This window comes from Paenibacillus wenxiniae (assembly GCF_039822605.1).
Lineage (GTDB): Bacteria > Bacillota > Bacilli > Paenibacillales > Paenibacillaceae > Saccharibacillus > Saccharibacillus wenxiniae.
This window is the reverse complement of sequence record NZ_JBCGUH010000007.1, coordinates 191914-217011: the sequence shown is the minus strand read 5'-3', so window position 1 is coordinate 217011 and position 25098 is coordinate 191914. Positions and strand designations below refer to the sequence as shown.

Genomic DNA, 25098 nt, shown 5'->3' with positions numbered 1-25098 from the left:
AGGCCGTTTGTTTGCTTAGGTGATTATCGTACATGCAGTTATACTCACCTGAAACGGGATTGTTTTAACCGATAAAGGGATGAGATTGATGACTGGAGGGCGCTGTCTGGTGCTTGATCAGATTATATTTAAATGTTGAAGTGGATTTAAGGTTTGCATGATCGATATAAGCACCTAATCAAACTGATTGTGTAAAGTGGTTAACGAACTAGGCCGTGTACGCAAACTTATGTAAACTCATATACGTGTAAGCACTTTACTATAGGAAGAAAATAAGGTGAAAAACGATTCATCATGCTGGTAGTTTTCCAACATGAGTTTTGATAAGACGTAGTTTTGCGCAAGTCATGCCTATACAACCAACAAGACAAGACAAGATAAGACAGACAGAGAGGATACAGGCAACATGGCGCATGTGATGGATGGGATGAATCAACAGTGGGCAGCGTGGGGGATTGGGGCGCTGCTCGTATTACTGTTGTTATGGCTGGGCATGCGAGCGTTCAAGCGCTCCCGCATGCAGTTACGACGTGCACGGCTAGATCCGCGTAAAATGACGATTGCCGATATCGACGATATGGAAGGTGCTGAATTTGAGCGCTATTTGCACCGACTGTTTACTGAGCTTGGGTATGAGGATGCGGAAAAGACGAAGGACAGCAGTGATTTTGGCGCAGATCTTGTCTTTACCGATCGGCTCGGTGTGCGCAATGTGCTGCAAGCGAAACGTTATGGAGCGAATCAGGCGATTGGGTTGGATGCCGTGCAGGAAGTGTATGGCTCGATGCGCTATTACGATGCCGAACGGTGTATAGTGCTCACTTCGGCAGCGCGTTTTACAAGTTCATGTGTGACCCTTGCTGGTGTAAATGAAGTGAAGCTGCTAGGACGTGATGATCTGCTGTTCATTATTCGCTGCTTCAAAGCAGGCAAATATGATGAAGCAATGGAGCTGATCGAAAGCGAGGCGGAACTGGCGATGTCACCGTGGCAACAGGATGAGAAGCGGCAGCACCGATTGTACGACTAAACAAGTCTATATTTTCATATCAAGCTAAACAGGACAACGCCGACTTGCAGGTGTTGTCCTGTTTATCATACATAATTAAAGGGATTTAATTTTCAAAAATTCATCAATACGCGTGAGCGCTTCAGCAGGACCGCCGGATTGCTGGAAGCTGGCGTTGATTTTTTTAACATTTTCTTTGTACGCTGGGTTCGACAACACTTCATGAACGCCCATTCGGAGTGATTCGACATTGATCTGATCTTTGGTGATGCGATAGGCTGCTTCCAGCTCGACTAAGCGCTGTGCGACCATCGGCTGGTCTTTATCCTGAGGCAAAATGACCATCGGCACGTTAAAATGAATCGCTTCGTTGACACTGTTCATGCCACCGTGAGTGATCGTCACATCCGCAAGATTCAATACTTTTAATTGCGGCACATACGGTGCAATCATAAAGTGATCTGGAGCTGGATGGAGCTTGGACAGATCTGCCTTTTCCCCAGCAGCAATGACTACGATTCCGTCAAAATCGGCAAACGCTTCGATACAAGCATTGAAAAAATGCTCTACCTGATGCAATACGGTACCCATCGAAATATACAACACCTGCTGACCTTCTAAACGCTCCAATGGAAAATCAGAATGACCTACGCGCTCTGGAAAACTTGGCCCGATAAAGATACTCGTATCGTCAAACATTGCATTATTCGGCTGAAAGTATTTACTGGTATACACAATAGTCAGTGGTGCTTTATTATTCATAAATTGAAATGGATGTTTAGGGGAGACGCCATACTTTTGCTGTATCTGTGACAGTGAATCTTTCATTGGCTGATCCGGCTCAAATAATGACGCATCTTTATCCTTGAAAATCTTTTCAGCCATAGCGTTATTCGGAATGAGGAAGGAAGCAGAGGAGCTAATACCGGGCACATTCAAATATTCACTTACTAGCTCACCGGCTCCAAATTTATCAAAAATGATGACGTCGAAATGGATCGTTTGCTTCAATTGATCGGCAAGATCCAGAATAGCGAGCGAAATCTGAGCATGTAAATTTAAAAACTGTTTGACACCCTCAACGGAGCCAACGCTCACCTTCGCCATACGAATCAAATCGTCATGCAGATGGACAGTCGCGCCGACTGCTTCTATACGCTCTTTGTAATGTTCAGTCGTAATATAATGAACCTGATCGCCGCGCTCGGTAAATGCTTGTACTAATCCAAGCGTAGGATTGACATGACCTTCTGCTGGAAAACCGACGAATAGAATCTGAAGCATATCGTACCACTCCCACTTTTTTATAGTTGAATCTACATCGTTGCCCTGATTTTAAGCCTATGCAAGACGAAGTTAGAAGGTAAATGTACTTTCAGTTATACATGTTAATTGGAAGGAAAATCAACTTCATGCAAAAATAGTCTATTTTTATTCACATTTGCATCATGGAAAATAGGCATATTCTTCGTTATATCCTCGGTTGACTTATTTATAGTAATGAACAGGGTCTTTCCTTTTTAGCTGATGGAGTAACTTTCTTAGAAGGTAAAGTAACATTTTTAGATAGTAAAGTAATGTTTTTAGCTAGTGAAGTAATGCTGCCTCATTCTGCTTCATCGACAAGATCGTTCTCCTAAAAATTTTAGTTTTAGTAATTGCGATTGACAAAGTAACAAATAAACTTCATAATTCTTTATTGATAATGATTATCATTATCCGAATAAAGTTACATCTATAGGGGAGCGTACATATGAAAACAAGATGGGGTTATTTTATGTTGCCACTGGCGCTGGTACTCATACTGGCAGGCTGTGGAGCAGCAAACAATTCGGCACAGAATGGTTCATCTGCAACGAATACGACAACTGAAGGTGCAGCGGGAGCCATTACAGTTAAAGATAATCATGGTGAGGTAAAGCTGAATCAACCGGCGAAGCGTGTCGTCGTACTGGAATGGACATTTACCGAGGATATGGTCGCACTTGGTGTACAGCCAGTCGGTAATGCGGACAATGCGGGTTACAAGCAGTGGGTAACGTCCAATGCCGCACTGGATAGTAGCGTAACTGATGTAGGTACACGCTCCGAGCCAAATCTGGAAGCGATCGCTGCGCTCAAACCGGATTTGATTATTAAAACGTCGGATAATGTACCGGAATTGTACGATCAGCTTAAGGCGATTGCGCCGACGCTGGAGTTCAATATGTATCAAGGTAATGGATACGACTATGACCGTATGGTAGATGTATTCAACGAGATTGGTAAAGCTGTTGGTAAAGAAGATCAGGCGAAGCAAGTTCTGGCTGATCTGGATGCACATTACGAGCAAGCGAAAGAGAAATTAAAGGCAGCAGGCAAGGAAGGTATGCACTACGCGCTGACGCAAGCGTTCACTTCACAAAATGCAGCTAGCCTGCGTATGTTTACCGATAACTCGGTAGTCGTTGGCACGCTGGACAAAATCGGTATGGTCAATGACTGGAAATCAGAGCAAACGGATAAATACGGCTTTACTACAGTCGGCATCGAATCTCTCTCCAAAGTGCAGGATAGCAGTCTGATTTACATTGTACAGGCGGATGATGATGTGTTCGGTGCACCGATGAAAAATAATTCGGTATGGAATCAATTGAATTTTGTAAAAGAAAAACGTACGTATCCGTTGGATGGTTCCACATGGACGTTTGGCGGCCCGCTTTCTTCTAAAGCACTGGTCGATGGGGTGGTTGGAGCGGTTACAAAATGAGTTCGGTTTTGCGGGTTGAGCCGCTGCAACACTGGCGTATCGTAAGCATTTATGGGGGCGGTTTTGCCGCTCTCATCGTGCTTTTTTTTATAAGTTTATGTTATGGAGAAGCGGAAATCCCACTGCATACGGTAGTAGAAGCGTTAACTGAGCGCGATGCTACGCTGGAGCATAATATGGTGTGGGATTTGCGGATGCCGCGCACGATGATTGGCATGTTGTCTGGTGGAGCACTGGCGGTTGCCGGAGCGTTGTTGCAAACGATTACCCGTAATCCGCTGGCAGCATCGGATACGCTTGGTATTAATGCCGGAGCGTATTTTGTCGTTGTACTTGGAACGGTTCTGTTTCCTTCGTTATTGCATCAATCGCCTTTTTTATTCGCGTCATTAGGTGGTTTGCTGGCGGCAGGTATCGCTTATGTGATGGGTGGCGGACGCACATCCAGTCCGATTCGACTGGCACTGTCCGGTATGATCGTATCGATGTTGCTCGGTTCATTTACGAGTGCTTTACATATCTTTTTTGCTTTTGAAACGCAAGGGTTGTTCCTGTGGGGTTCTGGCTCACTTGTCCAAAATGATTGGAGCGGTGTGCAGTATGCCTGGCCGTGGATTATCGGGCTAGCGCTACTGGCGCTGCTATGTTCACGGCAATGGGACGTGCTGGATCTGGATGAATCGACCGCCTCTTCACTTGGACAAAATGTCGCCATCGCACGGGCTGGCGGTTTGCTGGTTGCGGTATTGCTGGCAGCGATGATCGTTAGTGTCGTTGGCCCGATTGGGTTTGTCGGTCTGGTCGTTCCGCATCTTGTACGGCTCAGCGGTGTACGCGCTCATCGCTGGCTGTTGCCGGCTACCTTTTTATGGGGAGCAGCACTGTTAACGGGAGCCGATGTACTTGCCAAAATGGTGCGCAACTCCAGTATGGAACTGCAAACCGGAGCGGTAATGGCTATCATTGGAGCACCGTGGCTGATCTGGCTAGTCATGACTCGTATGAAAGCAAGTGGCGCTGCTGCTACTTCATCGCTGAATACAGGTAGAGCGCTGCGCCGCTTACCGTTTCCAATCCTAGCGTCCGTGTTTATCGTATTGACTTTGCTCATTATCGTGGGAAGTACGATGTTTGGCGGCATGCGCATCCCGACCGCAGCGTTGTTTTCGTCGCTATTTGGCTCGGACGGATTGTATTCCGCGCTTATTCAATTACGTATTCCGCGTACACTCGTTGCTGCTGGAGCTGGAGCAGCACTGGCGATTAGTGGGACGCTGATTCAATTGGCTGTCCGCAATCCACTGGCAGATGCGTCGATTGTCGGTGTGTCATCTGGAGCGGGATTTGCAGCGATGCTGGTCATTATTGTCTTACCGGGTTTGCCGGTATACTGGATGCCGCTCGCCGCGATTATCGGAGCGATGGTGGCAGCGGTGTTAATCTTTTTGCTGTCGTGGAAAAAGGGGCTGAATCCATCATCTGTCATACTGATGGGGATTGCGATCTCGGCAATTGCGGGCGCAGGTATTCAGATTCTGATCGTGCGTGGTGCACTGTGGAACAATATGGGCTACATCTGGCTAACGGGTAGCACCTATGCACGTACATGGGAACAGGTATGGACGATTGGACTCTTTTTATTGATTCTGGTGCCGATTGCCTGGTGGCTGGCAAGACGATTTGAATTGCTTGTCTTTGATGATCAGAGTGCTGGCGGCTTTGGTCTTTCGGTACGACGCACGCGTTTATTATCGATGACGATCGGCGTCTTGCTTGCCGCAGGCGCAGTTGCTTGCGTTGGAACAGTCGGTTTTATCGGATTGATTGCACCGCACATGGTGCGCTTGCTGACCGGACATCATTTAAGACAGGCGATGTTTCTGTCGGCATTAACCGGTGCGCTGATGCTCGTGCTGGCCGATACGATCGGTCGCACGGTCATCGCACCAGCTGAAGTGCCGTCCGGTCTGCTGATTGCGTTGATCGGTACGCCATATTTCCTGTATTTGATGTACCGTTCGAACTGGCATCGACCGCTTAAATGATAATTCGTTGTAAATTGGATCGTACTCATGTGAATGGTTAAACGCAAAAAGCTTCCCCACCGCGATATGACGCGGAGAGGGAAGCTTTTTGCTATGGACACTCGTATTCGCCGGGGAAAAGGCTCCATATTAAACTCGTACCGTAGTTTTCGGTTTAGTTATTACTTTTTATCTGTTTGCGTGTGCAGCCGTGTCGTAGACGAGGGATGAGCAGAGGGAGAATCATCTCCGAGTTCATGCTCAGGTGCCATAATATCCGGCGGCACAAGCGTCTTTTCTTTTTCATTACCAAATCGAATAAATACCCATACGCCAATCAGAATCAGTGTACCGGCTCCAAGCTGTATCCCTGTTAGCGCTTCGCCTAGTAGCCAGAAAGCGAGGAGGGAGGAGAACACTGGCTCGCCCAGCACAGCCATCGATACAGCGCCTGCGTTCATATATTTAAGTAGCCAGTTGAATAAATAATGTCCAAACAGCGTAGGTACGAGCGCCAGCAACCAGAATACACCCCAGTCACGAGCTTCATAACCGGTAAAAGGAATGCCCTGAGCGATATTGTACAGCGCGAGCACAGTGGCTGCCATGAAGAATACCCAGAAATTATATACCAGTGCATCCATATAGGCACGAACTTGCTTGCTAATTAGCATATGAATCGCCACCGCGATCGTACCGAAAAAGGACAACATATCCCCCTGAAAAGCAGTGCCTGACACGGTAAAGTCACCCCAGCCAATCGCGACCGAGCCGATTACCGCAAGCGCCATCCCGATGATCATATACCGATTGGTACGTGTTTTAAACAGAAAATACGAACCGATCACGACCATGATCGGTTCTAGTGTCAAAATAACCGTTGAGCTGGCAACGGTCGTTAACCGGAGCGAACCCATCCAGAACAGAAAATGCAGCGCTAGCATCAATCCAGACAATGCCAGCATCAGCCATACACGCAGCGGAATATTCAACAGTGCACGATAATGCCGTAATGCTAGCGGCAATAGTAGCAGATCGGTAAAGTACAGACGGTACATCGCAATGACGGATACATTTGCATCAGACCAGCGAATAAAGATAGATGAAAAGGAAATGGCGATAATGCCGATCACGTAGAGGACTTCCAGCGGAATCCAGTGCTCGCGGGTGTGGATCGTTGTTTTCATTCGTTTGCTCTCCTATGTCGATATCCATGTCAGTCTAGTCAAAACGCAGGGTGATCACCATGATCACCCTGCGTTTACAGTTCACTTATTCAGCAACCTGTACATATTTATATCCAGTACCCCATACAGTCAAAATATGCTCCGGATTTTTCGGGTCGCGTTCGATCTTTTTACGCAGATTAGAAATATGCACATCGATCGTGCGATCCAGGTAAGCGCGGTCGCCCCCTTTAATGCGATCCATAAGCTCGTTACGGGTAAATACTTTACCCGGCGCATTATGAAGCTCTTTCATAATCGCAAACTCAATCTGAGTCACTTCGACCTCCTGATCATCGACAAACAAGCTATGCCGGTAATCATTTACCGAAATCCGATTCTGCGTCGTACTCGCTGATAGACTATAGCCATTCATCCGATGCAGCTCACTGCGCCGTAGCAGTGCTTTGATACGAGCATCCAGTTCTTTCAGGCTAAACGGTTTACATAAAAAATCGTCTGCACCGTTATCCAATGCTTTGAGCCGCTCATTTAACATCGTATTTGCCGATATCATTAATACCGGTACGGTAGATTGCTTGCGAATTTCCTGAACAAGCTCGCTGCCGCTCAGATCAGGTAGCATCAGATCGGTAACGATAATGTCAGGGCTGTATTCATCTAGCAGTGCCAGCGCTTCAGCAGCATCAGGGATTAGTTTCGTATCGTAGCCTTCTTCTTGAAGGAAAAAGGCGATCATATCGGCCAGGCTTTTCTCATCTTCGATCAATAACACTTTCGTAGGCATTGCTGTCACTCTCCTGTTTGAAAATTAGGGCTACATCAGCCAGTCGTCAATAGCTGACGCTGTGATGCTAAATTACGATCTTAAAGTAATCTTTTTTCGCCCGGGATGCGAATCTTGTGGTGTCAAATAGCTACAGGCTGATATGCAACGCTGGAAAATGTGCTTGCATGTGCAGTAGTCGGTACGTAATTAGCTTTTCCTCATTGCCTAAGACGGCAAGGATACAGGCAGTCTTTGCAAACCATGATCGTCTATTCACACGTATGTACATAAGACTGGTAGATGGTTGGATTTCCTTGAGGAAGCTCTTTATGATTCTCGGATCATGTATTTGCAGGTATAATGAATTTATCGTATTATCTTAATTACTTAGTCATTATCAATCGATGTGTCTGCCTGCTGGTAAATACGCATATATTGTACCATTGATAGACGATATGGGGGATATGGAATATTTTTGACAACACTATGAAATAGTCATTATAGTCGTCTGCATTATTAAGAATTGGGATCAAGTATGCTATGAATGCCAGATCGTTTGAAGTAGCTGCTGTTCGTGATGGAAAGGGCCGTTGGTTATGAAATACAAAATACTTCATTTGTTCAAGTCACCCTGGATCGGTACACTCCTTCTGACCATCTTAGGAATCATACTTAACGGACTGGTTTTAAACCTTTCGTTTGCGCTTGTATTTGTGTTTGGTAGCGCTGCGCTTTTGATTATTTTGCGATTGTATGGTATTTCGTTTGCCTGGCCAGCTATGTTGCTAATCAATTTGCCGTTCGTATTGTACCATGCGTATACGCAAACACTGGTTGTTCATACGTTTGAACTGGCATTCATAGCGATTGGTTTACGATATTTTCGCAATATTATGCTATTAAAGCTAGATATTTTATTTTGGATCACGCTCGCTTTACCGATTTATTATGTGATGAACTTATTTGTGTATCATGTGGAGATCAATACGAATCTGATCTGGTTACTGCTGATTAACCGCCTCCTTAATGGTATCGTAAACGCACTGATTGCGTCTACTGTTGTCGGTTTTTTACTCAAGCGTGTTCCGATTGGCAAGCAGCCGGTCTATATCATTTCGATACGAAGTGTTATTTTTAAATATTTGCTGGTGTTAATTATGGCTAGCTCGATTCTCATTTTGTTTGTTAATGGCAGCCAGCAATTTCATGATGTGATACGCTGGGGTTCGACGAATTTGGAACGCTCCTCGCGTATGTATATTGATCAGATGCAGGAGATCAATCAAAATGATTTCAAAACGCGCCAGCTCATGCAGGAGTATAAGCAGGATTTTACTGTGGATTCCATTCTGATCAGTCCAAAGGGAACCGTCATCGAATCGACGTTTACCTGGGATGAAGCTGCAAGCTTTGTCAATAATGGAGCATTATACAAGCAGACATTACTACTGAATCGCTATGGAGTGCAGGTGTACGAGCAGTATCCATTGCAAAGCGAGTATTTGCTGGAACGCTGGGAGCAATCCAATTTTGTACTGTATGCTTCATTACAGGACGGTAATAAGCTGATTATGGTGTTACCTTTTTCGTATTATTTGTATCCGATGTACAATTTCTATTTGCAAACGATGATTCGGATGTTATTTATTATTGTGATCGCTGCTTTGCTGGCGCAGCTCATTAGTCGCACGCTTGCGCGACCGCTGCAACTGTTAATTGAGGCGTCGGATCATATTCCGAGTCGATTAGGTAGCAGTGAACGGGTGAAGTGGCCGCAAAGTTATATTGTAGAAATTCGCCAGCTGATTCGCAATTTCCAGAGCATGGTCGATACGCTGGAAAAACAATTTGTACAGATTAAAAAGGATAAAGAATTGCTGGAAATACGGGTCGTTGAGCGTACATTTGATCTGGCAGAGAGCCAGGCACAAAAAAGAGCGATTTTGCGGCTTGCGGTAGATGGTATTATCTCCACCGATAGCAAACTTCGTATTACTGAAATGAATCCAGCTGCTGAACAGTTGCTTCAATGTGAGCTGACAGAGGTGACTGGCACACCATTATCTCAGTTTATTCAGATTGATGAACCCTCATCAGGCGGACAAAGCAGCACCGTGCTAGTGACTCGTACCGATGGCACTACATTTCGTGCCGAGCTGATGCGCAGTGAGATTCTAAATGAAGGTCAGGCGATGCATACCTTTTTCGTACATGATCTGACTGAACAGGAGCAGGCACAGCAAAAGTATAGTGAGCATGAGCGTCAGGTGAAGCAGCTGACGGATCGTTTGCTGGAGGAACAGGTAGCTGTAGAGAAGCAGAAGCAGATTACCGGTAATTTGTTGCAAAATGTACAGGAAGGCATTGTGATCGGAGATGTGCAGGGCAGCACATTGTTTATTAATCCGACGATGCAAATTTTGTTCAAATTAGAAGATAATACTGGTCACCCTGTATCAGAGCTGTTAGAGCAGGTGCAAGCGCAACTGGAACCAGATGCTTATTCATTATATGATCGCTTACAGCGTTATTTTGAAGGGCAGGAAGATTGGGAGCAGGATATGATCATTAAAAGCAGAAGCGGTCTGTTGTTATGTGTGCGTATGACACCGCTTGATGATCTGCAAACGAATGTTAGCCAGGGTTTCCTGCTCACTTTCCGCGATTGTACCGAAGAGCGCCGCATGAAGCAGCTGCAAAATGAGCTGATTGCTGTCGTATCCCATGAGCTGCGTACCCCACTGTCTGCGATTATGGGCTATATTGAAATGCTATCGATGTACGAAGATATTCCAGCAGCCAAGCGGCGTGAGTTTATGAATACGATTCAGTTTGAAGGGACACGTCTGTCGCGATTACTGGATGATTTCCTCGATAGTCAGCGGATCGATGCCGGACGCGTCGATTATATGATGGGACGTATCCGGTTAAATGAATTGTTACAGGTCGTTTGCTTTCAATGGGATATTCAGCAGCGCGATCGGTTACATTTATCCACGCCGGATCATGAAGTCTATATTGTAGGTGACCATAACCGGATGATTCAGGTGATTAGTAATCTGATTAGTAATGCGCTCAAATATTCAGCCGCAGAATTACCGATAGACATTCGTCTGCTTGAAAAGGAAGACAGCGTTATGATCGAGATTGAGGATTATGGTATCGGAATTGCCGAGTCGGATCAGCCGCGTATTTTTCAGAAATTTTTCCGTTCGGGTGTGGCAGAGGCAAGACGAATTGGAGGTACGGGTCTGGGACTGTATATTGCACAACGGATTATCGATGCACATCGTGGGAAATTAAGCTTTAAATCAGAGAGGGGGAAAGGCTCCATCTTCACGATTCAACTACCCGCAGCCGATGAACCGGGTGCGCCGGAAGCACATGATATGATTCGTCTATGAGTAAGCATTGACAGCTTTCATTCGCTGCATTAAGCTAGGAATGATTGGAAACATGTTCGGGAAACAGCAATGCTCCCGCGCATCATACAACGCGGATGAATAGAGCGGGAGAGTCTGCGGACGAATGTGGTCCGCCACCGAAGGAGCAAGCTGCCGGTTGCCAGCCGTCAGTTAATCTCTCAGGTAACAGGAACCGCTTTGGGACGCAACTCTGGAGAGAGCATAATAGCCACCCAAGGGGTATGACGGGATTTCGTTTCGTCCAAACTCTCAGGTAACGAGGACAGAGCATACAGGCCATGCAGGCTGTATTCTGTCCTTTTTTGGTGCGTGTTTTCAAATGGCATTACCTAAGGATAGAACAGCAGCATCTGCTCATACTATGCAGCAGCGGAAAAGGGGAAGCGTATGCGTTTTAAAAATGTATTTAACATTATCGGCCCATCTATGGTTGGTCCATCCAGCTCCCATACGGCAGGAGCGGCAAGACTCGGCAGAGCAGCTCGTCAGTTGCTTGGTCAGTTACCAGAACATGCGGACATTATATTATATGGTTCTTTTGCCGAAACGTACTGGGGTCATGGAACCGATCTGGCCCTTGTAGGCGGATTGCTTGATTATAGTACGGATGATCCGCGTTTACCGGATGCGGCAGAGATTGCCGATGAACAGGGCATGACGATTCAGTTTAGTAAAGGGTCAGGTAATTACCCGCATCCGAACTTTGTACGTTTACGTCTGAAGTGTGGTGAGCAGCAGGCTGAGCTGGCTGGAGCATCGATCGGGGGCGGCAATATTGAGATTCATGAGCTGAACGGCTTTGATGTCAAAGGCTCCGGTCAGTATCCAACGCTCGTTGTGGAGCATATGGATAGCAAAGGGGTACTGGCAGATATTACTCGCACGCTAAGTGAAGGCGAACTGAATATCGGTTTTATGGACGTGGATCGCAAATCACGTAGTGGTGAAGCGATGACATTGATCGAGCTAGATGGTGCGCCATCTGCATCTGTGTTGAAACAGATCGAAGCATTAACTCATGTGACACGTGCCATCGTCATCGATCTGGATTAGGAAGGAGGGATAGTATGCAATTTCGTACATTACAGGATATTGTACGCTTATGTGAGGAAAGACAATGCTCGATTGCTGAGCTGATGATTGTAGAACAGGTAAAAGAAACAGGGGTATCGCGTGAGCAAGTGGTGGAGCAGATGACCGCCTATTATGAAGTGATGAAAGAAGCGGTGCATCGTGGTATTCATGAAGATACCGTATCGCGCAGTGGCTTAACGGGCGGTGATGCGCGCCGGGTGTATGACTATCTAAACGGGGGCGAGACCGCCGCAGGCAGTCATTCGACGCGGGCGATGTCGTATGCGCTGGCAGTGTCCGAAGTGAACGCATCGATGGGACGCATTATCGCGACCCCTACCGCAGGTTCATGTGGAATTATTCCGGGTGTGTTTGTGAGTACACAGGAGCGATTTGGCTGGAGTGATGAGCAAATGGTGCTCGGTTTATTTGCAGCCGGTGCGATCGGTTATGTGATTGCGAATAACTCCTCGATTTCGGGAGCCGAAGGCGGTTGTCAGGCAGAGGTCGGTTCGGCGATCGGTATGGCGGCAGGCGCTGTTGTAGAGCTGCGTAACGGTACACCGCAGCAAGCCATGCATGCGGTCGGACTTGCCCTGAAAAATACACTCGGTCTGATCTGTGATCCAGTTGCAGGTCTGGTAGAGATTCCATGTATCGTGCGTAACGGCTTGGGTGCGGTGAATGCGCTGGCAGCGGCAGATATGGGGCTGGCTGGAGTACGGAGCGCGATTCCATCTGACGAGGTCGTTGATGTAATGCTACAGGTCGGTCGCTCGATGCCAAGTGAGCACCGCGAAACGGCGCGTGGCGGTCTCGCACAGACACCAACCGGGCGTAAAATTACTGAAGAGTTGCGACGTCGTCGGGAGAATCAAGGCGGCTAAGCATTTTATGTAAAAAGTATTCTTTTGTGTTTGAAATGATAGAAAGGGACGGTCTGCGGACAGTCCCTTTTTATTTTGCCTATAAAATATACATATTATGTTGCTGCTAATGTTCCATAAACCGAATCATAGCCTAACGTAGAATGAGAGCAAACTATTCTGCATAACGGTCAAAATCGTGCACCAAACGTATCCATAACAAAAGCATCTGCATGATACAATAGACAGCACACCACATATTACATATCACAGAAATCGAAAACAATCCCCTCCACTCTGTAGAATGAAGGGGATTGTTACTAGTCATCATGACCGCTAATCATTAATCGTTCAACACCAGCGGACGAAGTTTGGCTTCAATATCTGCACGGCGTCCTTCCAGAAATGGGGGCAGGGATAGCGTTTCGCCGAGTGAATCCATCGATTCATCTACATCGAATCCCGGTGTGTCTGTGGATAGTTCAAATAGAATACCATTAGGTTCACGGAAATACAGCGCACGGAAGTAGTGACGATCGACTTTACCCGAGTTTGGAATGCCGAGTCCAGTCAGGCGATTCGCCCATACGTCATATTCCGCTTCGTTCGGAACACGGAAAGCGACATGGTGCACACCGCCGCGCCCAAGCCGCGCGACTGGCAAATCTGGACGCGTCTCGATATGAACTTCAGCGCCCGCACCGCCTTCACCGGTTGCATACACTTCGATATCGGCATGCTGCTCACCGACAAGTGATGGATAGGAACCAACACGGCGGAAGCCAAGCACTTCTGTCAAAATCATTACTGTAGCATCAGGCTTTGCGACCGTCAGTGTGACCGGGCCGAGTCCAAGAATACCGTATGCGACAGGCACGTCTGAGCCGTTCCAAGCATGACCCGGTGCAACACCTTGCTCGTTATTGTCGGCAACAAGGATAATACGTGTTCCTTCAAAGTCTTGAAAAGCGAGCGTATCACGTCCTGCACGTTGTTTGATCTCTTCGTGACTGACATTGAACTCATCAAAGCGATCCGACCAGTATTGCAGTGCTGCTGTAGTAGCGACACGCAGCGCGGAAGCCGAAATGCTCGATACGCCCGGATAGCTTGGACCGATATGCGGGATATCAAAAAAAGTCAGCTCTGTACCTGGCGAAGCGACCGCATCCCCATAAAATAGATGATAGGACGTCGTATCATCTTGATTCACGCCTTTTTTCACGAGACGCATACCGAGCACTTTAGTATAAAATTCAAAGTTTTTCTCTGCTTTACCAGTCATAATCGATACATGGTGAATACCTTTAAGTTCCATCATAATCATCCTTTCGGGAATAAAATCATTTATATTCGTTATGGATATACATAGCGTTCGTTCACATTTTAAAGTGGAAAGAGATAGTTTGAAGTATTAAATCTTTAATTTAAGATAATTATAACATAGCCAGTATAAAATGCAATAGCAAGTGCTCACTCCTTATAAAAGAATCGTTATTACTGGTTATGACTATACATATAAGGGACAGATAGAGAGAAACAGTAGGGTTGATGCAAGCGATATCGTTTGATGCTCCTATCATTGTGGACTGCTCAGTGGATTGTTGGATCGGCATGATTAGTATTTTACTCCATGCTACAAGAGCATAGAAGAGGGCAGGAATAAGGATAAAAGTATGAGCAAATAGGTGAACAGAGGAAAAACATACGAGCCTAGGAAAAACATAAGAGCATTGGAACAAGTATAATAGTGTGTAAAAAGCTTGAAAAACCCCTGTCTCTAAAGGTAGACAGGGGCATGTTAAATAGATATTTAGTTTATGCAGTAAACGGTCTGTTATACTGCCAAAAATTACTGTGAGTGATGAAGACTCATTTTATGCAAACTATATCCATTCTTGCTATTCATCCGTAATTAGACCAGTCCTCAATGGTTAGACAAGCCGCGTGTTTCTTCGCGTGTGAGTACACGGATGCGGTACTCATCTTTTTGCAGACCGATTTTGGGGAATACATCGTTCAGATTAGGGAACTTCGCCAAAATTTTGGCATTGTCTGTGCGCAGATCCATTTTGTTGTAGTCATAGAAGCCAGCATCGCTCACATTGCTGATCGAATCGTTATTGGCTACTTTGACATCGCCCACTTTAGGTACGACGACATCCGGTGTATTCACCAGCATATTGTCGGTCATTTTCGTACCATTTGGATATTCAGGGTGCCAGTTTGGATCAAGAATGCTGCTCCATAGATCATGATCATAGCCATACGTATCCTGTAGCACTTTGCCATAGTTCGCCCACGGATTGCTACCTGGATTCATCTCACGCAGCTGATCTGCGAAAATGCTATTCACGCCATGACTTTTGCTGTCTCCACGCTGATCGACCTGAATCATATTGGAATCGATCACCAGATTGTTAGTCGCAATATTGTCATGACCATTCAGCAAAATCCCTTTGGTTGAGCCTTGAATAATATTGTAATGATAGTTGTCTCCACTGTCTGCGCCGTCGGAATAGAAGCCGTTAGAGCGTTTATTGTGGTGGATGAAGTTATAACGAAGTACATTTCCATACGACGCCCAGTCTTGAGCGGTATAAAAAGCGCCTGTATCGCCCTCGATTAGCGACGTATTATGCACTTCATTATATTCAAATGTCAAATTGTTGCTGTACACATAGCGTACCGCATCTTTCGGTACATCGTGCAGCAAGTTATGATCAAACTGGATGCCGACCGAGTCGCGTACTAGAAGCGGTTCCAGATGTGTAAGCTCGCCCACATTATGGATATGATTGTTGGTCACACGGCTGTTCGCTGGAATAAGCTTTTTGCGATCACCGGCGCTGTTCATACTAATACCGAAGCCACCGGTTTCGTAAATATCGTTACTCTGCAACAGATTATTTTTGCCGCCTACATCAAGTACGCCGCCGTTACCTAGATTACGCAGTGTATTACCAGCGAGTGTAATATGGTCGGTGTTTTTCAGCTCGATACCGTTACCCATACTCCCCTCGATCGTAAAGCCAATCAGTTGAATATGGGATGCGTTGTTAAGCGAAACGACTGGATTTTCATCATCCGCGATAATCATGTTCAAATCTTTGAGATTACCTTTTGGATAGTAATACAGTTTTTTATCTTTAAAATCGAGTGCCCATTCGCCCGGCTGATCGATCTCATCCAGATAGTTTAACGCCTGCCATTCCTCCGTACCTGTACCGATGCGATACGGCGCACGTATTTTAGCAATATAGCCAGAATCGTACACATCATCGCTCACCGAGTTAGTGGAGCTGTATACGTCATCCTGTACCGAGCCATAGGCATCGCTGGTGACGGATGAGTTATCCGCAGCCGCTTTCGTAGTTTCTTTTGTAGATTCCTGGTTAGCGGACGGTAAGCTGGATAGCTCAGCGCCTTTATCGGTTAATTTGACTGGCGTATTTTCCTCCGCATCCTTTTCTGGAGAAGAAGGCTTCGTTTCCAGCAGCGAATCATTACTCTGTTCTTCCTTGAGCGTCATCGTCTGAGCCGCACCGCCATCTTTATACACTAGATATGATTTACTGGATGTATCGTTATCATGCAAGGCATCGTCCTCAGAAGGTGGCGTCGTTTGTGCGGCTAACGATTGTCCGGTTTGGCCAGACTTAGCTGCGCTCGTACTGGAACGATAATCTTCGACCGCTTTGCTCCATTTAGAACCCATGCCACCATCAGGAATGTCCTTTAATGTGATCACGTGATGCTTTGTATCAATATGCTGAACGGAGCTGGTGATCGGACTCCAGACTGTACGCCAGAAGCCTTTGAGATAGAGGGGATGACCGGATTCCAATGACTTTTGCCAGCGTGCGGCACGGTTGGTGCCGTCCAGATCAAGTGTATCGGTCGTATCGCCATTTTCCGGAATACCACCTTCGCCATAATAGAATGACTTGGCATCGGCAGAGCCGTTCGCAGTCGTCCAGCCTTTACGGTGTTTGTTTACCGATTCACCGGGATTCGGCCATTGCGAAATCGGCTGACGTACACCATCTGCGATCAGATCGATAATGCCCCATTGCTCTGTGAACGATGTCCCTCCTGAAAAATGGTGAATATGCTGCAAGCCGAGCTTTTGCACATCTAGCTCGTACAAATCATCAGCATACACATCCGGGTGAACACGTGCAGCCGCATCTTTACCGAGCGGTTTCCAATCCGATGTATCAATATGCACACCGTTCGTTAGCGTGACCTGTTCACCGGAATAGGTTCGATACATGATCGGCTTATCGGCAGTACCCGAGTCTTCTGCTGTCAGCTCGAAGTTAGACAGCTCATATTCGCCGCCTTTGACCCATACGGTTACACCACCAGCGGGCAAGTCACCATGCAGTGCTCGGATCGCATCGCGCGCAGCAGTGAGTGTAGCGAATGGCTTGCTTTTGCTGCCATCACCGCTGCTATCGCTACCTGCTGAATCGACATACAGATTCAATCCAGTCTTGGCGGCTGCGCCGCTATCCAGTGTCACCACTTCACGGTTGTTCACCTGATCGGCAGCGGCGTACTCGCCAGGCTGAACCAGTGTAGTGCCCAGTGCCACGATCGCAGTCAGTGATATCATTTTTTGCAGCTTGTTCATACGTATGATTTCCCTCCATTCTCTGTACATGCCAGTTGCCAGGCTCCAATGACCCGGTCGTTTTACAAGATCATGCCATCCTATGGCGAAACGTAAACTCACCTCCTTGATAAAGTTATCTAGCAAATAAGTGCGTAAAGCTGCTGTCGTTGCTATTCCACAGAGGAATGCTTTGATACCATTTACCGACTTACCGGTATAAACTATATGCCGTATCATAAATTATTTTATGAAAATTAGCAAAAATAAACTTAATTAAATAATATTTGTAAATTTAATTTCATAATGTTTACCCATTGGTTGCTTTTTTGTAACTATTTCAGCATAGCCTGCAAAACTTTGTCAAGTTTGGGTGAGAAAAGGGCTATCCCACTCCTGCAAAAGATATACTTTGCAGGAAGTAACAGATAGCCCTTTTTTGCCAGATCGACGATATACATCGTCTAACAGACCTTTAATTGCTCGCATGATTGCGTAGTGCATCATACTCGTTACGCTTAAGTGGCTGTACGCGATAAGGATCTTTATACAGCCCGATTTCGGTAATCACACGATTGAGTGACGGGAATTTTTTCAAAATCATACTATTATTCGTGCGCAGATCCAGATTGCTGTAATTGTAAAATCCGGCTGCTTGCACCGTTTTGACCGTCACATTGCCTGTCGCGGACGTATCGCCTTTTTTCGGCAACGCAATTTTCGCCTGTCCGACGATGGCATTGTTATTCAATTTGCTGCCGTTAGGATACTGCGGTTTCCAGGCTGCACTAAGCACATGATTCCATAGATTGCCGGTTAAGCCATATTGCTTGGCAAGCTGCTCGCCGTATGTTTTCCATGCGCCTGACATCGGGTTTAATTTACGTAGACGCTGGGCGTATTCGCTATTCAATCCGTAGTTGAGCGAGCTGGAGCGATCATTAATTTCCATTGTGCCAATATGAATCAGCAAGTTGCCTGTAGCGACATTATGATGACCATTTTCAATAATAAAGGCGCGTTTCGTATCCTGAATAATATTGTTCTGATACGTGTTACCGCTACTGCCACCATCAGCGTAAAAGCCATTGGAGCGCTCGTTATGGTGAATCAGGTTGTAGCGCAGTACGTTACCGTATGAACCCCAATCCTGCGCGGTATAAAAGGCACCGGTATCCCCTTCAACCAGTCCGGTATTGTGCACTTCATTGTATTCAAACAGCAATTTGTTGCTGAACGTATACCGAACCGCGTCCTTTGGTACATCATGCAGCAGATTATGATCAATCCGCATCCCGACCGATTCACGAATGATTAACGGCTCCAGATGTACAAGTATGCCTGTGTTATAAATATGATTGTTCGTAATCCTCGTATTGGATGCGATCAACTTCGCTCGATTGCCTGCATTGCTCACACTAATACCGAAGCTGCCTGTATCGTAAATATCATTGCTTTGAATCATATTTTGCGAGCCGCCCTGATCGGTGATTCCGCCATTGCTCACATTGCGTATCGTTAGCCCGGCAAGCGTAATATGATTCGTATTTTGCATCGTAATGCCATTGCCCATCCCATTTTTCAATTCAAAACCGATCAGCTTCATATACGAAGCACCGTTGATGCGCACAATCGGATCGGTATTATCAGCGATCACGGTATGCGATTCATTTAATGGGCGAGCAGGGTAGTAATACAGCTTGCCATCTTTAAAGTCGAGTGCCCATTCACCAGGTTGATCGATTTCCTCCAGCAGATTGAGCAGTCTCCATTCCTCGCTGCCGTCTCCTACACGATACGGATTATGATCGGTTGCGTCTGCCGCAAAAGTGCTGAATTTAGAACCAATGCCGCCTTGAGGCGTTTTGGATAGCTCGATCGAACGCGAAGCAGACTGAATCTGTTGAATGCGAATCGTTACTGGACTCCAGACGGTGCGCCAGAAGCCTTGCAAATACACATCATGTCCACTTTGAATTGCCTTTTCCCAGCTAATCATGCGACTGGCGGCGCCTGTATTCTGATTTTGCTTCGGATCATAGAAAAAGGAGCGTGCATTCAAAATGCCCGATGCGACTGCCCAGCCTGGACGTGTCCCCTGACTGGCATCATTGCGATTCGGCCACTGAGAGATTGGCTGCATCGTATCATTCACAATCAACTGTAAAATGCCCCATTGCTCGGTAAACGAATCACCGCCAGCAAAGCCGGTACTGTTACGAAATCCGAGCTTACGCACATCCAGTTCAACGAGCTGATCAGGCTTAATCGCTGGATTCACACGGCTGCGTGCCTGTGCATCCAGTGGACGCCAATCGGCTGGATTGACGGTTTTCCCATTCGTTAGACTGACCTTTTCTCCCGAAAAAGTGCGATAGATGATAGGAGAGGTCGCTGTGCCGGAATCGGCTGCTGTCCATTCTAAGGTAGAGGCAAGAGTGTATTCGCCGCCTTTGACCCAGACTGTAATTCCACCTTGAGGTAACGGACGTTGCAGCTCGCGAATATAATCGCGCGCAGTTTCAATCGTCGTAAATGGATGTTGTTTGCTGCCATTTTGCCCACTTGCATTAGCGGAACGATCTACATATACATTGACTGGAGTTTGCGGATCAGGGCCGCTATCGAGCGAGCCAAGACGACTATCCGACCATCCAAAACGCCAGAGTGGAAATGTTAGCAACAAAACCAGACCAGCTGCGAGTAGGATATAGCGAATATTTTTCACCTCTAATGCCTGACCTCCCTATATCGTTATGTACACTCAGTATAGGAAGGAGGAAGAGGAAGTGTCAATTTTCTGGAAATGAATAGGTGAAAAAATGGTAAATAAAAAGCAGCACGTCTCGGCGAAAGTTTGCCTGAAGCGTGCTGCTTTTTTACCTGAAGCATGCTGCTATCGTGTATCTATTGAAGTGAAAAGGAGAAAATGATGCGCGATGAAGTTTGCATAATAAAGCTTATAGAAGCTTATCTAAAGTCCAAAATCGTAAGCTAGAACAGTAAAATAGAGCCATGTTGTTGTATACGAATGTGCATGCCTTACTCAATATGCAAGTACGTGCAAGTAGACAAGTAGAACAGATGCCGGCGCATCACTGAACTGAATGTACAAGTCAGACAGATGCATAACTATTGCTGAATGCGCCACACGATATATACAAGTTGCAACATTCAATTAATGGTTCGTCAGACCGCCTGTTTCCGCGCGAGTAACGACACGGATACGATACGCATCTTGCTGCAAACCAATTTGCGGGAAAATACTGTTCAGATTCGGGAACTGTGCCAGAATCTCCGCATTGTTCGTGCGCATATCCATTTTGTTGTAGTTGTAGAAGCTAGCTGCCGCTACTGTGTCAAGCACAGTATTGTTGCTAACGCTATAGTTACCGTATTTAGGCTTAATGATGGTGCCTACTTGAACAAGCGCATTGTTATTAATGGCAGAGCCGTTCGAGTATTCCGGGCGCCAGTTTGGATCGAGAATATCAGACCATAGGTTATCGGTATAGCCGTATTTCGTTTTGAGTTTAGCGGCATAATCCAGCCATGCACCGGATGTTGGATTTTTGGAACGTAGTGTATCCGCCAGTGTGCTATCTACGCCATAGCTTTTGGAAACGGCGAGCGATTGATCTTTAGTGTCACTGCGATTTTCGATTCGTACGCTATTGGAAGCGACAACGACATTATTTTTGGCGATATTATGGTGTCCGTTAAGTTGCAACGCACGATCCGAGCCTTGAATAATATTGTTGTAATAGTTGTCGCCAGCGTCACTGCCGTCCGCATAAAATCCATTGGAACGACGGTTATGGTGAATAAAGTTGTAACGCAGATCATTGCCATACGAAGACCAGTCCTGTGCTGTATAAAATGCACCTGTATCGGTTTCTTCCAGCGCGGTATTGTGTACTTCATTAAATTCAAACGTCAGATTGTTATTTCGTTCATAACGGATCGCATCACGCGGTACATCATGAATGAGATTATGATCGACCCAGATGCCGACCGAGTCGCGGATGACGATGCCTGCGAGATGGGCATGTTCGCCGATATTGTGAATATGGTTGTTGGTGATGCGTGTGTTAGCACCTGTCAGTGTAGCGCGGTCGCCTTGATTACCTACACTAATCCCGAAGCCGCCTGTATCGTAAATGTCATTACTTTTAATAACGTTGGAATAACCGCCGGTATCGATAATTCCGCCATTGCCTACATTTAGTACGGTATTGCCAGCAATCGTAATATGATGACTGTTTTGCATATCGATCCCGTTCCCCATGCTGTCTTCTACATTGAAGCCGAAAAACGAAATGTAGGAGGCGTTTGTTAATTTGACGACAGCACTTGTTTTGTCGGCAATCTCAACATCTTTGTCCATCATGCTTGTGCCATTTTTAGGATAGTAATAAATTTTGCCGTCTTTAAAATCAAGTGCCCATTCGCCCGGTTGGTCAATCTCATCGAGCAGGTTTAGTGCACGCCATTCTTCTTTACCACTGCCTGTGCGATAGACCGGATTGGAGCCGATGATTTGCTTGCTAAATTTGTCGCCCATTCCGCCGGATGGCATATCCAGTAATGTGATGCTGTTGCTGCCCGAGTTAATGCTCTGTACTTTGCTCATAGCAGGTGCCCATGCGGTTCTCCAGAACCCTTGCAAATACAGATCATGACCGGCAGCGATACTTTTTTGCCAGCGTTGTGCGCGATTAGTGCCGTCTGCATTCAGTGCATCAGTCGTATCGCCATCAGCAGGAATACCGCCTGTACCATAATAGAAGGAACTTGCATCAGCCGAGCCGTTTGCGGTTGTCCAGCCTGGGCGATTATTGCCTGCGGTTTCGTCCGCATTAGGCCACTGTGAAACAGGCTGACGTTCATGATCAACGATCAGGTCAACGATGCCCCATTTATCTGAAAAGGAAGTACCGCCTGGATATTCGTTAATATTGCTCAAGCCAAGTGCTTTAGCATCCAGCTCGACCAGATTGGACGCGCTGATTTTAGGGTTGACGCGTTTTTGAGCATCGGCGTTTAGCGGTTGCCACATCGATGGATCGACGCCTACACCATTGGACAGAATTACTTTTTCGCCTGGAAATGTACGGTAGACGATCGTTTTGCCAGCAGAGCCGGAATCGGAAGCATTCAATTCAAAGGTGTAAGGGAACTTGTACGTTCCGCCTTTGACCCAGACGGTAATTCCGCCTGCTGGTAAAGCTCCGTTTTTGGCGCGAATCGCATCGCGTACTTGAGTCATTGTTTTGTAAGGTGCATCTTTGGAACCATCGCCGCCCGTGGCGACAGAACCGTCAACATAAAGGTCTAGTCCTGTATTGGTAGTAGGACCGCTGCTAAGTGTAGTCACGATACTGCCATCGGCAAGCTTGTCGGCTTTGGCAGGAGCAGGTGACCAGATACCTCCAGTCACAAGCAAGCTTGCCACAGCGAGCGCTATGACTGATTTTTTTACGAACATTATAATACTCCCTTTCTGAATTATCATTGGTTTCACACTGTATCGGTTAGTTCAATGCATCTCCGTTTGCTATTAGAATGAAGTAGTCTTTATGTGCTAGTTATTTTGTCGGATAGTTTGATCTAATTATTAATATTTATAGATAAAAATGGGTAATTAAAAACAAAAAACGACGATTTTCGCACGATTTGGTATAAAAAAGTTAAGATGTAGTCTGGAATGAGTGGTAGCGTGCATAGGGTAAAAGAAAAAGCGAGGAGTGAGCAACAAACGCTGCGAATATGAGTATAAAGATGTAGATTTATCGTAATACCGTGGTCGATAGCAACCCTTCTGTCGGTAACGAAAAAAGTAACGGCTGCCCGTTTTCAAACGGATACGGGCAGCCTGAGATGGAAGACTGACAGGGCTGCGAAATAAAAATAAAGCGGAGAAGGTGAGAGCAAGCAGTTCATGGATAACGGCTCGCGGAAGTAGTGGCACCCGGATCAATATCGTAACGGATTAGGAACGATCATGGAGGTATGAAGTAAGGAACGATCATTGCTGACAATAAGCTTAATGAATCATTTTCTCTGGGGACATGATTCAGTATAATACAGCGACAAGTACGATGTAATCGCCAAAAATTCTTATTTGCAGCAACAAGTTTATAGTTAATTAATGGAAGAATAGGAAACGTTATAGCCCTTACTTCCTATTCCGCTTATCGTTATACATTATTCATTAGTAAAGATGATATGATGTGTCGGGTATGATAAAATGAACTACTCGATCGGGTAGCTTACACACCAATACAGCAACGTATGTATAAAAGGTTACAATTTTTTAAAAAAATATGCCGTTTGCCCCGTTGTTACTGGATTGAAGCAGGGAACTGGCGGGTTATACATTAATAACACACTGCTCATGAGTAACATTTGTAATGGACAGCATAAAGGCATCACAGCTGCTCATACTGTAAGTGAGAAATGAAGCAGCCCATGTCGTTCTCCATATAACAATAGAGAGAACACATGGGCCGCAAGTCGTGCTACTCAAGCACGTTCGATAAGTGTTTGATAGGTAGAGGCATTCATACCTTTAACTAGTTCGATCAGCAATTGCTTGGCTGCATCGTAGTCGTCGGTATGAATGATCGAAGAGGAAGTATGGATGTATCTGGCGCAAATGCCGATCACACTGGACGGAATCCCGATTCCACTCTGATGTACGGCACCCGCATCTGTACCCCCTTGCGAAATATAATATTGTACCGGAATATGATTGGTGCTGGCGGTATCCTGAATATATTCAATCATACCGCGATGGGTAAACATCGTTGGATCATAGATGCGTAGTAATGCGCCTTTACCGATATGACCAAATGCATTGCGATCACCCGTCATATCATTGGCAGCACTACAGTCCAATCCAAAGAAAATGTCTGGCTGAATGAGCTGTGTTGCTGTACGTGCTCCGCGCAAGCCCAATTCTTCTTGAACGGTAGCGCCCGTATAGAGAGTTCCACCAAGCGGCTGCTTGTGCAGTGCTTCCAGCAGTTCGATGGCAAGACCGACACCGTAACGATTGTCCCATGCTTTAGCCATAATCTTTTTCGGGTTCGCCATCGGTGTGAATTCACATACAGGTACGATCTGAAGACCCGGACGAATACCCATTGCTTCCGCTTCCGCACGATCATCGGCACCAATATCGATGTACATGCTGCGAATGTCGATCGCTTTGTTACGATCTTCCTGACTGAGCAAATGAACAGGTGTTGAGCCAACAACGCCTGTAATGGTTCCTTGATCAGTAACAATATGGAGCCGCTGTGCTAGCACCACCTGGTTAGACCAACCACCGAGTGGCTGAAAGCGTATAAGCCCCTGATCTGTAATACCTGA

14 protein-coding genes and 2 riboswitches are annotated in these 25098 nt (G+C 46.1%); of the genes, 6 read left to right on the top strand and 8 right to left on the bottom strand.

Annotated elements, in window-relative coordinates:
- The first annotated feature begins 406 nt into the window (after nt 1-406).
- Nucleotides 407-1030, top strand: coding sequence for a restriction endonuclease (locus AAHF22_RS14600; protein WP_347325754.1), 624 nt, complete (start codon nt 407-409; stop codon nt 1028-1030).
- 75 nt (nt 1031-1105) lie between these two features.
- On the opposite strand, the gene AAHF22_RS14595 is transcribed toward AAHF22_RS14600, so the two are convergent.
- A complete protein-coding gene (locus AAHF22_RS14595) occupies nt 1106-2293 on the bottom strand; it encodes a macrolide family glycosyltransferase (RefSeq protein WP_347325753.1) in 1188 nt (395 codons plus the stop codon).
- A gap of 469 nt (nt 2294-2762) precedes the next feature.
- Between AAHF22_RS14595 and AAHF22_RS14590 the strand changes: the two genes are divergently transcribed.
- Together AAHF22_RS14590 and AAHF22_RS14585 are read left to right on the top strand one after the other, a co-directional pair.
- The gene (locus AAHF22_RS14590; protein ID WP_347325752.1) at nt 2763-3758 is read left to right on the top strand and encodes an ABC transporter substrate-binding protein; all 996 of its coding nucleotides are present in this window, start codon (nt 2763-2765) and stop codon (nt 3756-3758) included.
- Nucleotides 3755-5803 (top strand): iron ABC transporter permease, encoded by a 2049-nt coding sequence (locus AAHF22_RS14585; protein WP_347325751.1) that lies wholly within the window; start codon nt 3755-3757, stop codon nt 5801-5803. The genes AAHF22_RS14590 and AAHF22_RS14585 overlap by 4 nt, the downstream gene beginning before the upstream one ends.
- Before the next feature lie 161 nt (nt 5804-5964).
- Here AAHF22_RS14585 and AAHF22_RS14580 read toward each other — a convergent pair whose 3' ends face one another.
- Together AAHF22_RS14580 and AAHF22_RS14575 are read right to left on the bottom strand one after the other, a co-directional pair.
- Nucleotides 5965-6969: a DMT family transporter gene (locus AAHF22_RS14580; RefSeq protein WP_347325750.1), complete on the bottom strand. Its 1005-nt coding sequence runs from the start codon at nt 6967-6969 to the stop codon at nt 5965-5967.
- A gap of 85 nt (nt 6970-7054) precedes the next feature.
- Nucleotides 7055-7756, bottom strand: a complete 702-nt coding sequence (locus AAHF22_RS14575; protein ID WP_347325749.1) for a response regulator transcription factor — start codon at nt 7754-7756, stop codon at nt 7055-7057.
- 578 nt (nt 7757-8334) lie between these two features.
- Between AAHF22_RS14575 and AAHF22_RS14570 the strand changes: the two genes are divergently transcribed.
- From AAHF22_RS14570 to sdaAA, 3 genes are all read left to right on the top strand, one after another.
- Nucleotides 8335-11142, top strand: coding sequence for an ATP-binding protein (locus tag AAHF22_RS14570; protein ID WP_347325748.1), 2808 nt, complete (start codon nt 8335-8337; stop codon nt 11140-11142).
- Between the two features lie 95 nt (nt 11143-11237).
- Nucleotides 11238-11348, top strand: a riboswitch (glycine riboswitch).
- A 3-nt stretch (nt 11349-11351) separates the two neighbouring features.
- A riboswitch (glycine riboswitch) is annotated at nt 11352-11431 on the top strand.
- A 119-nt stretch (nt 11432-11550) separates the two neighbouring features.
- Complete coding sequence (gene sdaAB / locus AAHF22_RS14565; RefSeq protein ID WP_347325747.1) at nt 11551-12216, top strand: L-serine ammonia-lyase, iron-sulfur-dependent subunit beta; 666 nt, start codon at nt 11551-11553, stop codon at nt 12214-12216.
- A gap of 14 nt (nt 12217-12230) precedes the next feature.
- Nucleotides 12231-13124 (top strand): L-serine ammonia-lyase, iron-sulfur-dependent, subunit alpha, encoded by an 894-nt coding sequence (gene sdaAA, locus AAHF22_RS14560; protein WP_347325746.1) that lies wholly within the window; start codon nt 12231-12233, stop codon nt 13122-13124.
- A gap of 322 nt (nt 13125-13446) precedes the next feature.
- Here the strand turns inward: sdaAA and AAHF22_RS14555 are convergent, their stop codons facing one another.
- The 5 genes from AAHF22_RS14555 to AAHF22_RS14535 form a co-directional block, all read right to left on the bottom strand.
- Nucleotides 13447-14421 (bottom strand): ring-cleaving dioxygenase, encoded by a 975-nt coding sequence (locus AAHF22_RS14555; protein ID WP_347325745.1) that lies wholly within the window; start codon nt 14419-14421, stop codon nt 13447-13449.
- 609 nt (nt 14422-15030) lie between these two features.
- Entirely contained in the window at nt 15031-17742 is a 2712-nt protein-coding gene (locus tag AAHF22_RS14550) for a right-handed parallel beta-helix repeat-containing protein (RefSeq protein ID WP_347325744.1), read from the bottom strand.
- 454 nt (nt 17743-18196) lie between these two features.
- Nucleotides 18197-20449, bottom strand: coding sequence for a right-handed parallel beta-helix repeat-containing protein (locus AAHF22_RS14545; protein ID WP_347325743.1), 2253 nt, complete (start codon nt 20447-20449; stop codon nt 18197-18199).
- Between the two features lie 450 nt (nt 20450-20899).
- Nucleotides 20900-23209 carry a right-handed parallel beta-helix repeat-containing protein gene (locus tag AAHF22_RS14540; RefSeq protein ID WP_347325742.1) on the bottom strand — a complete coding sequence of 770 codons (2310 nt, stop codon included), beginning with the start codon at nt 23207-23209 and terminating at the stop codon, nt 20900-20902.
- A 1037-nt stretch (nt 23210-24246) separates the two neighbouring features.
- Nucleotides 24247-25098: M42 family metallopeptidase (locus tag AAHF22_RS14535; protein WP_347325741.1), on the bottom strand; the 852-nt coding region annotated here is incomplete at its 5' end.

What these genes read in the sequence shown, in the direction of transcription:
- AAHF22_RS14600 (WP_347325754.1), top strand. Translation starts at nt 407, where the DNA reads ATGGCGCATGTGATGGATGGGATGAATCAACAGTGGGCAGCGTGGGGG.
- AAHF22_RS14585 (WP_347325751.1), top strand. Translation starts at nt 3,755, where the DNA reads ATGAGTTCGGTTTTGCGGGTTGAGCCGCTGCAACACTGGCGTATCGTA.
- AAHF22_RS14540 (WP_347325742.1), bottom strand. Translation starts at nt 23,209, where the DNA reads ATGTTCGTAAAAAAATCAGTCATAGCGCTCGCTGTGGCAAGCTTGCTT.
- AAHF22_RS14550 (WP_347325744.1), bottom strand. Translation starts at nt 17,742, where the DNA reads ATGAACAAGCTGCAAAAAATGATATCACTGACTGCGATCGTGGCACTG.
- AAHF22_RS14555 (WP_347325745.1), bottom strand. Translation starts at nt 14,421, where the DNA reads ATGGAACTTAAAGGTATTCACCATGTATCGATTATGACTGGTAAAGCA.
- AAHF22_RS14595 (WP_347325753.1), bottom strand. Translation starts at nt 2,293, where the DNA reads ATGCTTCAGATTCTATTCGTCGGTTTTCCAGCAGAAGGTCATGTCAAT.
- sdaAB (WP_347325747.1), top strand. Translation starts at nt 11,551, where the DNA reads ATGCGTTTTAAAAATGTATTTAACATTATCGGCCCATCTATGGTTGGT.
- AAHF22_RS14570 (WP_347325748.1), top strand. Translation starts at nt 8,335, where the DNA reads ATGAAATACAAAATACTTCATTTGTTCAAGTCACCCTGGATCGGTACA.
- AAHF22_RS14575 (WP_347325749.1), bottom strand. Translation starts at nt 7,756, where the DNA reads ATGCCTACGAAAGTGTTATTGATCGAAGATGAGAAAAGCCTGGCCGAT.
- sdaAA (WP_347325746.1), top strand. Translation starts at nt 12,231, where the DNA reads ATGCAATTTCGTACATTACAGGATATTGTACGCTTATGTGAGGAAAGA.
- AAHF22_RS14580 (WP_347325750.1), bottom strand. Translation starts at nt 6,969, where the DNA reads ATGAAAACAACGATCCACACCCGCGAGCACTGGATTCCGCTGGAAGTC.
- AAHF22_RS14590 (WP_347325752.1), top strand. Translation starts at nt 2,763, where the DNA reads ATGAAAACAAGATGGGGTTATTTTATGTTGCCACTGGCGCTGGTACTC.